The organism is Candidatus Hydrogenedentota bacterium (genome assembly GCA_019695095.1).
GTDB lineage: Bacteria > Hydrogenedentota > Hydrogenedentia > Hydrogenedentales > SLHB01 > JAIBAQ01.
In genome coordinates this window covers 1-13,009 of the sequence record JAIBAQ010000062.1, presented here as the reverse complement: position 1 = coordinate 13,009, position 13,009 = coordinate 1, and the positions used below count along the sequence as shown (strand labels likewise).

10 protein-coding genes are annotated in these 13,009 nt (G+C 56.3%); 2 read left to right on the top strand and 8 right to left on the bottom strand.

Annotated features, from left to right (window positions below):
• Positions 1-319 precede the first annotated feature (319 nt).
• The gene (locus K1Y02_12025) at positions 320-1,426 is read left to right on the top strand and encodes a hypothetical protein (protein ID MBX7257080.1); all 1,107 of its coding nucleotides are present in this window, start codon (positions 320-322) and stop codon (positions 1,424-1,426) included.
• 14 nt (positions 1,427-1,440) lie between these two features.
• Positions 1,441-2,100, top strand: coding sequence for an SIS domain-containing protein (locus K1Y02_12020; GenBank protein MBX7257079.1), 660 nt, complete (start codon positions 1,441-1,443; stop codon positions 2,098-2,100).
• A 27-nt stretch (positions 2,101-2,127) separates the two neighbouring features.
• On the opposite strand, the gene K1Y02_12015 is transcribed toward K1Y02_12020, so the two are convergent.
• The 8 genes from K1Y02_12015 to K1Y02_11980 all read right to left on the bottom strand — a co-directional run bounded on the left by K1Y02_12015 (position 2,128) and on the right by K1Y02_11980 (position 12,840).
• A complete protein-coding gene (locus K1Y02_12015) occupies positions 2,128-3,027 on the bottom strand; it encodes an AEC family transporter (protein MBX7257078.1) in 900 nt (299 codons plus the stop codon).
• A gap of 108 nt (positions 3,028-3,135) precedes the next feature.
• Positions 3,136-4,452, bottom strand: a complete 1,317-nt coding sequence (locus K1Y02_12010) for a diguanylate cyclase (protein ID MBX7257077.1) — start codon at positions 4,450-4,452, stop codon at positions 3,136-3,138.
• A gap of 114 nt (positions 4,453-4,566) precedes the next feature.
• Complete coding sequence (locus K1Y02_12005; protein MBX7257076.1) at positions 4,567-5,037, bottom strand: DUF2752 domain-containing protein; 471 nt, start codon at positions 5,035-5,037, stop codon at positions 4,567-4,569.
• A gap of 109 nt (positions 5,038-5,146) precedes the next feature.
• Positions 5,147-6,604 carry a trypsin-like peptidase domain-containing protein gene (locus K1Y02_12000; protein MBX7257075.1) on the bottom strand — a complete coding sequence of 486 codons (1,458 nt, stop codon included), beginning with the start codon at positions 6,602-6,604 and terminating at the stop codon, positions 5,147-5,149.
• Complete coding sequence (gene glnD / locus K1Y02_11995) at positions 6,601-9,297, bottom strand: [protein-PII] uridylyltransferase (protein MBX7257074.1); 2,697 nt, start codon at positions 9,295-9,297, stop codon at positions 6,601-6,603. The genes K1Y02_12000 and glnD overlap by 4 nt, the downstream gene beginning before the upstream one ends.
• Positions 9,294-10,073 carry a tetratricopeptide repeat protein gene (locus K1Y02_11990; protein ID MBX7257073.1) on the bottom strand — a complete coding sequence of 260 codons (780 nt, stop codon included), beginning with the start codon at positions 10,071-10,073 and terminating at the stop codon, positions 9,294-9,296. Before K1Y02_11990 ends, glnD begins: the two co-directional genes overlap by 4 nt.
• Entirely contained in the window at positions 10,070-11,875 is a 1,806-nt protein-coding gene (locus K1Y02_11985) for a BatD family protein (GenBank protein ID MBX7257072.1), read from the bottom strand. Before K1Y02_11985 ends, K1Y02_11990 begins: the two co-directional genes overlap by 4 nt.
• The gene (locus tag K1Y02_11980) at positions 11,875-12,840 is read right to left on the bottom strand and encodes a hypothetical protein (GenBank protein ID MBX7257071.1); all 966 of its coding nucleotides are present in this window, start codon (positions 12,838-12,840) and stop codon (positions 11,875-11,877) included. Before K1Y02_11980 ends, K1Y02_11985 begins: the two co-directional genes overlap by 1 nt.
• Between the last annotated feature and the right edge of the window lie 169 nt (positions 12,841-13,009).

Sequence of the window (13,009 nt, the reverse complement as noted above, 5' to 3'; positions counted from 1 at the left end):
AACAGATTATTGCGCGAAGAGTATAGCCCAAGTCGCCTTAGGAGTCCACTTGAAGAGTTCCACAAAACTCCTCTTCTAGTCTTTTATATACGCTCCGCCCTGGTTGCGAACGCAAAACGTCATTATAGGTCCATCAATTTACGAGCTTGCGCACCACGTCGAATTGCATCTCGGAATCATGCTCAAGATGCTGTCAGGGCCATGCAATACTGCCGATTCGAGGCGAAGCAGCCTCCTCTGCTAAACTATGCGTTCACAGACCGGCCGTTCAGAAGCGCCCCGAATCGGGGTAGTGCCGTAAGAGAGGGATCAAAGCATCATGCCGTTTCCAGAAATCAATCGCAGGCTCCTCCACATCAAGCCGCTGCGCGAACGCAAGAACAAAGTCCGCATAGAACGCGATCACGTGCCACCGACCGCGGAGCCTAAGAGGCTGTCAGATAACGCAAAGCGTGTAATCGACGAAGCTGCGGAGAAGATTGTGGCTGCTCGGAAGGCAGGCCGTTCGCGGATGCTGACGTTCGGGGCGCACTCGATCAAGAACGGTTTGGCGCCCGTTTTGGTGAAGCTGATTGAGGATGGCTGGATTACGCATTTGGCAACGAACGGCGCAGGAATCATCCACGACTGGGAATTCGCTTTTCAGGGCGAAAGCAGCGAAGACGTGCGCGCGAACGTCGACCAAGGGCAGTTCGGTGTATGGGAAGAAACTGGGTTCTACATTAATCTTGCGATTCTCATTGGCGCATACCAGGGCATGGGATACGGTGAGTCCGTGGGCGCAATGGTAGAAAAGGAAGGCCTGCAAATTCCCTCGGAAACGACACTGTGTTACACGATCACCAGCGTGCTTGAGAAGGACGCCGCGCTCGCGGCTGCCGCCGCGGACGTGCTGGATCAGGTTCGAGCATTTGAGCTTGAACCGGGCTGGATGCGCATCCCGCACCCCTTCAAGCAGTATGGGCTGCAGGCGGCGGCTTACCGGTTAAAGGTGCCTTATACGGGCCATCCGATGATTGGCCACGACATCATCTATGTGCATCCCATGAATCACTGTGCCGCAATCGGGCGGGCCGCACAGCGCGATTTTCTCTCGTTTGCGCAGAATGTCACGAATCTCGACGGAGGTGTCTACGTATCCATTGGATCTGCGGTCATGTCGCCGATGATATTCGAGAAGTCCCTCTCGATGGCGCAGAACCTGGCAATACAGGCAGGCAAACACATTGACAACCACTTCATGGTGATCGCCGATTTGGCTGAATCCCATTGGGATTGGCAGCAGGGCGAGCCCCCAGATACCAATCCGGACTATTACCTTCGTTACAACAAGAGTTTCTCCCGAATGGGCGGCACGATGCGCTACGCGACGGCTGATAATCGCGATTTTCTCTTGGCGCTCGTCCATGCGTTGGGCCAGTCGTAGAAGGACTTTTTGAGATGATTCAGCTTTCAGTTGTTGAGAAAGAAATCCTGGATGGAATGACAGCGCGCCGCCCGGACTTGGCGTCTTGCGTAGACGACCTGATGCGCGTCCACGAGGCGTTGGTGCGCACGTACGATGGCGGAGGCAAGCTTCTGCTGTGCGGAAATGGCGGCAGCAATGCGGACGCAATGCACATTGCCGGGGAACTCTGCAAAAGCTTCGAGCGGAAGCGGACCTTATCTGCAGAGTTCATTGCGGCCGTGAAGCCCCTTCCCTTCGGCGACGAGTTGGCAAAGCATTTGGAGGCGGGGCTCGCCGCGATACCGTTGGGTTTTCAGGGTTCTCTCAAGACAGCGGTGGAGAATGACAATCCACTGCGGGACATTGCCTTTGCGCAAGAAGCGGAGGCGCTCGTTCGCCCCGGAGATACGCTGATAGGTATTTCGACCTCAGGAAATGCGGCGAACTGCTTGATGGCGATGTCGGTAACGAAAGCAAAGGGCGGTACTGTCATTTCGCTGACTGGACCCAAGGGCGGCAAGATGGCAGCTTTTGCGGACGTGGCGGTCAAGGCGCCCGGGGACACGGTGAAGGTGATTCAAGAAGCGCATTTGGTGCTGTATCACACGACGTGCGCGTTGATAGAGGCGCACTATTTCCCCGAGCCGAGATAAGCGGGCAGGCAGTAACTGACACGCCGGTTAGCCCGCCGCATAGAGCAGGGTGAGCACGACACTGACGGTTGCCACGCTGAAGAGAAACGTCCACGATACGACACTCGACAGGTAGCCTGGCTCTAGGTCGAACTGTACACCATAGGCTGCCATGCCGATAGCGACGGGTCCGCTCATCTGCAGGATAAATACGCTTGCGGCTAATCCATGCATGCCCACGATCGTGGCAACTCCCCATGCCACCAGGGGACCCAGAAGAAGTCGCACCGCGCACGCGACAAACACATGGACGGTGACTTGAAGCCTCGTTTCGGCGACCGTGGCGCCGAGGATGAGCAATTGGATCGGGATAACGCCATCGCCTGCAATCTGAACGGCGCGGTCCAGTGCTTGCGGAAACTGAAACCCAAGTCGCTGAGCTAACATGGCCGCCGCGAACGCGTAGACCATCGGAAACGTGAATACGCCGAGCAATGCCCGCTTGGCGGAGTGCACGCCGCGTTGCGCGAGGTAAAGGCCAACACTGTTCTGAAGAAATCCGCCGCACACCATGATCAATACACCGTATGGCAGGGCTTTGGATCCGAACGCAAAAAGAACAATTGGAAGACCAAAATTACCGAGATTCGGAAACATGGTCATCATGAACGCGCTTTTGAGCGGTGTCGTCATCCCAGCGCGGCTTGCGATGAGCGCGAGCACAAGTCCGGCAATTGCCGCTGCAATGACAACGGCGAGTGCCGTGCGCAGGAAGAGCGGCCATTCAATGGCGTTCTTGGAAATCCCGTTGTAGACGAGACTTGGAATAAGAACATACGCGTTCAAGGCGGACAGCGTTTTGAGGTGCAGGTGGGTAATGCGGCGCACCGCAAAGCCAAATGCCGCCACGATGAAGACGGGAAGCACGGCGGAAAGTACAGCACTCATGGTTGGGGGCCGCTTGACGCTCCCCAAAACAGACTCCGGATAGCGCGCTTTATCCTCTCACACATGTGGCTTTCTCATGAGCGCACAATGAGCGGTGGCCTCGCGGTTCTACACAACACATATCCGGTTTTTCCCGGCTTCCTTGGCCTTGTATAGAGCTTGATCGGCACTCCGAACGAATGCAGAGGCATCCATGTCCGACGCGAATTCGGCTACACCGATGCTGATGGAAGTCCCCTGACTGTCAGACGTGGCATATTCGTCACGAATCCGTTCGGCAACCACCTCTCCCGTACCGGCATTCGCATGCCAAAGGAGAATCGCGAATTCGTCGCCTCCGTAACGGAAAGCTTCGTCTCCGGTCGAGCGCGTATGCTTCTTGATGATCTTCCCCACCGACCGAAGCAGCTCATCACCAGCCTGATGACCGAAGGTATCGTTGCAGTACTTGAAATTGTCGAGATCCAGGAACAGCAGCGTGATTGGCACAGTCTCGCGACTACTGCGCGAAATGGCTCCCTCCAAGCGCGTGTTGAATGTCCGCTTGTTCAACAGTCCCGTTAGCTGATCCGTGTGAGCAATTTCCGCTAATTGACGCTGGAGTTCACGCTGCTCGGTCACGTCTCTGCAGGCGACGTGCAACATGGATTCGGAGCCGGTCCGCACCATGTTTGCGCTGACCTCGAGCGAGACGCCTTGACATCCCGCACGTGGCAGAAAGATGTCCGACAAAGAGGCCTGCCCCATTTGCTCCACGATGGAAAAACCTTGCCGCAATCGCATGCTCGAAGCGCTGTCGAATAATTCGAGGAGTGCAATGCCGATGAGGCTGGCGCGGTCTCGTTGACTCAACGCGCAAAAGGCCCGATTTACGTCGTGGATGACGTATTCGTCGGGAGAGACGACCAGCATCCCGTTCATGCTGTATTCGAAGAGACTACGGTACTTCTCTTCCGCGGCGACCTGTGCCTCACGCAATTTGCGCATGGCCTCCATGTCGTCGACTATGCGTTGCTTTTCCTGAGCCAGCTCTTCCCACAATTGCCGTTCACGAAAGATGCGAAGCAACTTGGCTTCAAGAATCTCCGATTCGTATGGCTTTGCAATAAAGTCGGATGCCCCATGCCGGATGACTTCGACATAGGGAAACTCCTGTTCATAGGCAGTCGTAACGACGATAGTCGTATCAGGGCACATCTTCGAGACTCTCGATACGAGTTCAAGACCGTGACAACCAGGCATAAGCATGTCCGTGATCAGGACATCGAAGTGCTTTTCGCTCATCACGCGGAGCACTTCGTCACCGTCGTTGACGGACTCAGTGTGGCAGGCAAATCGCGCACGCACCTGGCGTGTTGCAACATCGGCCACTTGGCGTTCGTCATCCGCCACCAAGACTCGTCGTTCTGCAAAGCTCTGATTCATGGCATAAGACCTCGTTTTTCAGGCGGAAGAGTCTAGCCAAATATCAGCACTTGTTCAACGGTTTAACACGGACAAGACAAGTCCGATTTTCACGCACATACACGGAGGGGGGAATTAGCGGGGTAGCACGGTCTCAGCAACAATCTTGTAAATCCACGCCAAAATCAGGGGAATTGCCAACAAACGTCCCCATTTAAGAGCAAATCCCCCGACGTCATCCACGTCCAGGGTCCGCCCCGTTATCAGGAAGAATGCAAGCAGGAGGATCCCGGATAACACGGCTACAAACGCCAAGGCTCCCGCTGGCTGAGCCAAAAAGGCTTCAACGGGCTTTCCGTGTGCCATCAGCGCGAACGAAGTTGTCATGCCGCATAGAGGACATGGGATGTGAAGGAAACGCTGCGTGAGGCAAGGCGGGAAGCCAAGCTGTTCGTGAGTGCCGTAGCCACGAGGATCGGCCTCCAGGAACCGCGCGACGATTAGTATCCCCGCCATGCCAAGCAGACCGAGAAGCATGAGAATTCGGTGTAGAAGACGGGATTCAGGCGTCGCTTGGTCACCTTCAATAGCCTCTGGGCGATTCATCCCACTTCACTCCCTACGCTCGCGCGGTGTGCTCTATGCCTTCAAACATACAGAGGCCGCAAGGCCCGGAGCAACCCGAACCTCGCGGCCCAATGACTAATTGCTATCTCTAAAGACCAGGAACACCCTCATCGGGGATTTTGATTACTTTCGGCATGGACCGCTCGCCGGGACGCAACACGCGCAAGAGAACGGACTTTCCGGGAGTGGCATTCGCTTTCAGGGCACTGCGGAATTCCGCCATCGAAGCCACAGCCTGTTGGGCTACTTCCGTGATCACGTCGCCTGGGGCGATATCGCAGCGCTCGGCCGGAGAATCGGGAAGGACGTCGGTTACGAGTACACCTTTTGTGTTTTCATCGAAGCCATGCTGCTTGATGATCATCTGACTCAGTTCTTCGAGACGCATTCCGAGAATATCGCCTCCCAGACGAGCCTTTTCCACGCTGCCTGCGTATTCCGTCAATTGGACGGAGACATCCATCATTTTCTTATCGCGGAAAAGGCCGATCTTAACATCGGCTCCGGGCGCGAAGGCAGAAATCTTTGCGACGAGATCCTTGGAGTTCTCCACGGGAGCGCCATTGACTTCCCGGATAACGTCTTCACTCTTCACACCCGCTCGTTCGGCCGGGGAATTGGGGTGAGCGCCCCGCACATACGCGCCCTTGGCATCGGGAAGGCCCATCAATCCGATGAAGTCTTCGACGCTCTCCGCGCCTGCCTCTTTAGCAACATCTTCGACGTCGCTAATGTCGACTCCCAGGAATCCGCGAGTGACTTTGCCCTTCGACAACAACTGCGGGACGATTTCTTTCGCCATATTGATCGGAATCGCGAAACCGAGCGATTCGGCGCCGTAGAAGATTGCGGTATTGATGCCAATCACGCGTCCTTCGATGTCGCACAGAGGTCCGCCGCTATTTCCTAGGTTGATGGCCGCGTCGGTTTGAATGAAATCCTGAAAGCGGATCGACGGCAGTCCGAGCGATTCACGGCCGAGTGCGGAGACATGGCCGAACGAGACGGTTCCCTCCAATCCGCGGGGGTTGCCGACCGCAATGGCAAACTGTCCCACGCGAATCTGGCTGGAATCACCGAGTTCAGCAATGGGGAGATCGCCTTCGGGTGTAATCTTAATAACGGCAATGTCCGTGTCCGAATCAAGGCCCACGATTTCCGCGTCGTAGACTTTGCCGGTGGAAAGCCTGACTTTAATGTTCTTTGCGCCTTCAACCACATGATTGTTGGTGAGAATGTGGCCTTCCTTGTCAATGATGAAACCAGAACCGGAAGCCACGGACCGCGGCATGCGGCGAGGCATTTGCTCGGGCATAGGGATGCCGAACTGCCGAAAGAAGTCTTCCAGGCCCTTCATCTGGTCTTCACTCACGGGCTCCGTGGGTTGCTCGGAGTCGATGTTTACAACACACGGACGGACTTGCTCCCCAATGCGTATGAATGCGTCTTCTATTTCACGCAGTACAGGGCTCATAGCTTGGGCGGCACCGGTCAGCACGAGTGCAAATGCGGCGACCCAGACTCCTTTTCGAATTGGATACGTCATGCTCTACCTCCTTTGGCTTCGACAGCGGCTCGAGGATGGATGGCGCTGTGAATCATCTCTCGAATGGCCGCTTGTGTCTCTTCGTCCTCAATCTTGCTGGTATTACGCGTCACATAAAACGAGTCTCGTACGCGTCGCGCATCCGTCACGATGCGGGCGGTGACGATATCCAGCCCAGCTTCGCTCATAGCGCGCGTGATATCGTAGAGGAGACCCGTACGATCGCCAGTTTCAATGTCTATTATCGTATGATTCCTTGAAGAACTGTTATCGAATTCTACTTTGGTCGGAACGGGCACTCTCGGCTGAAGCAATGCATACAAACGCCGCAGGGACCTATCCACGTGTTCTTGAACGTCCTCTCCATCCAGCAGAACCGAACGCAACACCTGCGCGACTCGCGCGGTTTGGGCGGATGTTAACGGTCGCGAATACTTGGCGTCGCAAACGCTGAAACAATCGACCACCATGCCGTCCGGGCGCGTGAACAAGGCCGCACCGTTGATGTCTATCAGTTGTGACGAGAAACAACCCGCGATCTTCGAGAAAAGTCCATGCCGGTCGGCGGTACAGATAACAACGTCGCTCAGCCCCGTATTCTGGTTGGGCTGACATCGCACGGCCAGACCGGTGCGTCGGGCCTCGTCCGCGCACTCGAGGTGCATGGCGATCTGTTCCGGCTGAAACGCCACAAAGTAACGTTGCCCCAAGCCACGAAGATGACTCTCGATCTCGGTGCAAAGGTCCTTGCGGGTGTGCTCTACGACTGCTTGGGCCTTCGGGGAATTCCAGAAGTCCTCGTCGGGCGATTCGGCTCTTCCCAGCAGTCGCTTTACGGTCCGGAGATACAATTGCAGGAGGAGGGCGCCCTTCCACTCATTCCACACGCCAGGACCCACGGCCGAGAGATCGGCATAGGACAGAATGAACAAGGCGCGCAGACGCTGCTCGTTTTTCATCGTCTCCGCAAAATCCCGGACAATATCTTCGTCGTCGATGTCGCGGTATTGGCTGATATTGGTCATCAGCACATGATGCTGAACCAGGAAAGCGATCCGTTCCTCATCGTCTTCCTGCACGCCTATGCGTTGACAGATTTCATGTGTGATGCGAACACTCTCGTCCACGTGGATATCTCCGGCAGCCTTTCCCAAGTCGTGGAAGAGAATGGCCATCACGAGGATATTGGGATCCGCGAGATTCTCAAGGGCTTCACGGAGGCAGCGTCCCACCGCGCCGGGCACGTTGGTCATCTCGTTAAGCGCATCGATGGCGCGTAGCGTGTGCTCACCCACCGGATAGGAATGGAAGTCTTCGTACCGAATCACCTTCTGCACGGAAGCGAACTCAGGCAAATACGCGTCCAAGAGTCCAATGGAAGACGCCTGACGCAACGCGAAACCCGCTGTCAGGGGCTTGTTGCAGATGGCGAGGAAGAACCTCCGCACGACGTCGTTGGAGCGAAACGCGTCGTTCACTAAATGCAGGTTATCGGCAACAAGGCGCTCGGAATTTCGGCTGAGGGGAGCCCGGTGCCGCGCACATATCCAAAAGACTTCCATCAAGCGCGATGGAGTGTGCGCAAACCAGTTCTTGTCGCCGACGCCCACATAGATCTCGTTATTCTCGATGACGTATTCCTGGGCAACCGGCATGCCTGCGTCGGGAAGGCTCGCGGAATTCGAATAGTTGCACACGCGGGCAGCGATTCGGAGAAAACGACGCAACCGGCCTGCCGCGGCGTAGTAATCCTGCAGGAATCGAGAGACGCCCATGTGATCGCCGTATCCAAAGGCGCGCGCCAGGTTACGCTGATGGGCGTACGTAAGGCGGTCATCGGCCTTGCCCGCATGAAAATGCATCTCGTTCCGGCAACGCCAGATGAAGTCAAGGCCATCGACGAAATCGAGGTGCTCATCGGAGCTGATAATCCCCTGCCCCACCGCTTCGTCCAGGGTTGAGATGCCGTACGACATCATCAACAGCCACAGCGCGGTATGGAAATCGCGCAGGCCACCCGCGCTCTCTTTGACGTTTGGCTCGGCATCATAGAGATCGCGGTAGTCCTCTTCGAGCATCTCGTAGCGGTCCCGAATCTTGTGCTCGATGAACCGCTGGGCCAATTCTCCCGACTGCAACTCGCGAATGAACAGTTTCAGGCGCGCGTACACCGCACTCTCGCCATCGATGATCCGGCCTTCCAGCATACGCGTGAAGGTGACGAGATCCTCGCTGGCGAGATCGCGGGCTTCGCGCACGCTATGAATGGAGTAACCAACGGCGAATCCGCTGTCCCATAGGAATGGAATGAGGTAGCCATTGAGAGCACGAATGCCCTCGTCGAGTTGGCCTTCGTAAATCAGGCTGATATCCAAATCGGAAAACGGACTGAGTTCACTGCGGCCGTACCCGCCGAATGCACACAGCGCTATTCGTGATTGCACGGAGCGACGCGTAGGCAGACAGCTCAATGCAAAATGGTAGATGCCATGCACGATTTCGTCCGCAACATCGGCAAGCATATGGACAACGTCGCTTCCCGAGGCGGAGTCGGTATGAAGTTTCCGTATCTCGGCGCGGCGCGTCGCGGCAAAGTCGCGTGTGGCGGCCAAGCACTCCTCGCGCCTCAAATCACAGAAACCGTGTTCACCGTTGCGCGCCTGCTCGACCAATTCCTGAAACGAAGTTGTCACACTCCCCCCGATCCCGGCGTGCTGCTACTTTCAGGACTCGAAGGTCGCTCGTAGGGCGGTCCAACGAGGGCAAGAGCGGAGAGCTTAGTCCAGCCCCGTTCTCCGTCGGAAGTCCTCACACGGACCCAGTCACCTGAACGGCCTTCGATCACGACACGGTCTCCCAATCCAAGTTCAAAGCGCACTGCTTCATTCTCACCGGTGCCATAACGCACGGGTACTTGCTCTGCAGAAGCCACGGCCAAGGGCATCGGATGGTACTTCGCCCAGGACGACAACCCAAAAAGACAGGCAAGCAGGAACAAGAGACTTGCAGCGAGTCTGGAATAGGGTAGCACGCGCCAGTATCGCACGGCCAGCACGCCCCAGAAGAGCACCCAACAGGCGACCGCAAGGGAAAAGACCGTGCGCGGAGCAAACCCTGCGTGCCAGAAGAGCATGCTTTGTTCCCAAGCGGGCGGAAGAGGTCGCGGACGCTGTTGCTTCGTGAAAGCAATGCAGACATCAAGATTGCGGGCTGCAGCCTCGAAATGCGGTGAAAGATGCAGCGCTCGCTCATAATTGGTGATCGCAGCCCCTAACTGGTTATCGCGGTAGTACGCATTGCCCAGATTATAGAATACGTTTGCATCCACCACACCGTCGCGCACCAACTGCTCATAGAGATTAATGGCAGATGCATAATCGCCTTGAGAGTACATCTGGTTTGCGCGATCAAACGTGTCATTGAATACGGTCGCCCCGAGCAGAGCGAATAGGAGAAGGGCATGGGTCATTTTTCTCCCCTCCGCTTAAGTTCGGCTTCAAGCGCATCCAGGTTTACCGAGGCGCCTTCCAGCAGCGCAGACAATTCATCTTGCGAGAGCCCCGTGGACGCATACGCGGCGCGTTCGCAACTCCGCAGAATCTTCACCAACGCCGCGGACGTTTCGAGTGAGACGCCATTTTGCTCCAGCAATTTCTGCGTATCGATGGACGTCATACCCGCCTCGGCGACATCGAATTTGTCGGCGATGAAACCTACGACGGCTCTGAACAGCGCGGCGGGCGGCTCATGCGAAGAACGAACGCTTTCCAATGCAGTCTTCAGCCGCGCGCGAGCGCGATACGATCGAGCGAACGCGGTATCCGTCGCCAAACGGCGCCGCCGCCGGAGAAAGAGCGCCAACACAGCATAGGCCACAGGAGGCATGGCCGTGACGAGCGAGGTCGTAAGTACCAGGCTGCCTCGCCGATTCAATTCACCGGGAAAGGCGACAATGTCATCGATATCGCCTGAGCTCCCTTTTACGCCCGAGGTTTCGTCACCGGCCCCGGTTACGCCCTTGTGCTCGGGTTCCGCTGAAGGCAGGACGGTGAGTTCCAGAGAATTTGCTTTGGCTGTCTCGTAAGCGCCGTTTGCTGGATTGAAGAAGCAGTACTCAATCTCAGGGATGGTTTTTGATCCGGCTTCCAAAGGCGTAACTGGGTAGATGAAGCGCTGGTCTACTCCGGCGCCAATCCCTGCGGACTGCTGTCCCAAATCCTTTTCAACGTCCCCAATGTAAGCCCAGTCCATGACGGGCAACTTCGGAGCACCAACTGCGTCCGGATTGCCATCGCCGACGATGCGAACCACCAAGTCTACGGGGACACCCTGAATGACACGCGACTTGTCGATAGTAGCCTCCAACCTGAACTCACCGACGGAACCGCTAAAGTTCGCAGGTCTCTCCGGGAGTGGTTTGACATGAATCGGAATGACCTCTGAGGTGAGTTCGAGGGGTTGCGAACGGCTGCCACGGAGTCGCAGTTGTCCCTGCCATTGCCAGGCGCCAATCTCTAAATCACCGCTGGTGGTTGGAAAAAGCGTCTGCTTGAAGTAATGAACTTCATAGACAAACCCGTTCTCGGTGCGCGTCTCGGGAGGGACGACTTCCTCGGGCTCGCGTGGCAACGCGTAGAAACCAGTCAACGATGGAAAGGAGTTCGCGAGCATGGTAGGGTCAATCTCGTAAGGGGACGTCATGAACATGAGCGTAAGCGTCAAGACGATGGGTTCTCCTTGATACACTTCTCTCTTGTCCACGTCGGCAGAAATGACCATCAAGTCGTCCAGCGTAGGGACCCTGTCTCGATTCCCATCTGTGTTGGGCGAGACAGGCGCCATGGCAGACCCATGAGGCGTTGTATCCTGCTGGCGCCTGCGAGGCGTAGTAGCTTCGGTCACAGTGATCGAAACGGCGTTGCTTACAATGTCTTTTCCGTCTACGTTGGCCGTAATGGATGGGATTTGAAACGTACCCGGCTTCTGGGTCTCGACCATAAATCCAAACTCGCTGACTTGCGAAACGCCTTGTGGCGTCCTTCGCAACTGCGCGGCAGTGGTCGTAGCCTTTCTGCTGAAGACCAAGCCATCGATATCCGGAAAGGTCAGCGACTCGAGATTTCCCCCAGTGACACGAACCTTCAGAATAAAGGCCTCACCAGCTTCAACAGAGTCCGGGCTCACCTCGATCGAAACCGTGGCTCCGTCCTGCGCGACGACTGCAACCGCGCAACACGTCAGTAGAGCCAGAATTGAGAATGGGAAGCGCATTACCACCAGTCTCCCCTCAAACGTGTATCTCTTGGCGCACGACGCATCTCGAACTGTTCCCGCTGATCTTGATCGTCCAGCGATTGCAGTAGCGCCTCCACGGCCTGCATGTCCGTTGGTTTCGCGTTCTGGGGCGAATTCGAATTGGTGTCTTGATTTTGATCGGGTTGCGCAGCCGCGTTCTGCTGTTCGTTCTCGTTCTGTTGCGGAGACTGCTGCTCATTTTGTTCAGGATTCTGTGCCTGATCCTGCTGCTCGTCCTGCTTCTGGGCCTGATTCCGCTCTTTCTTCTGCTCGGAGTCCTGTTTAGACTGCTCTTGATTGTCGTTCTGTTCCGGCTGCTGTTCTTGTTGATCGCCGCCCTGCTGATTCTGCTGCTGATCTTGTTTGTCGCCTTCCTTCCCCTGATCGTCCTTGCCCTGTTGCTGTTGGTTCTGCTCGGGCGGGTTTTGCAGCATCTTCTTCAGGAGATAGCGCATATGATCGAGATTGGTTTGGGCGTCTTTGTTTTCGGGATCGTTTGAGAGGATTTCTTCATAGGACTTGATGGAATCCTCAAACGCGGCGACGACGGCCTTCTGGTCTTTGGCGGGGTCCATCGCCATGGCCTGTTGAGCCACCGCATTCGCCCGATTGAATGTGGCGCTTTTGCGAAGCGCTGGATCGTCACTGCTCATCGCACGTTCAAACGACGCCTTTGCTTCGCTGAAGCTCTCCGCCTTGCCCGTCTTGACGGCAGACTTCGAATCTTCTTCACCCTTGGAGTATTGAGCGCAACCGAGGTTATGGTAAAGCACGTCCGATTCAGGGTTCTCTACCTGCAACTCCCGATAGATGTCGAGGGCCGCTTGGGACTCGCCGTTGCGCAGCTTCGCATTCGCTTGATTGAGCTTATCGACGAAGCTCTCCGCGTGCCCATATTGCACGAAGGCAACTGCAATCGTGATAGCCAAGAAACTACGCATATTCGCCTCCTCGCGGCACGGCCGCGCCGCGACGAAGCTTGCGAAATCTAAGCCAGGGAAGGAGGACCAACCAGATACCCTCCGCGGCAAAACATACAATGGCGGCTGCAAGCGGCCATTGATAGCGGTTCACGAGTCTCAACCGCACGTCACCACTCACGTCTCGCGC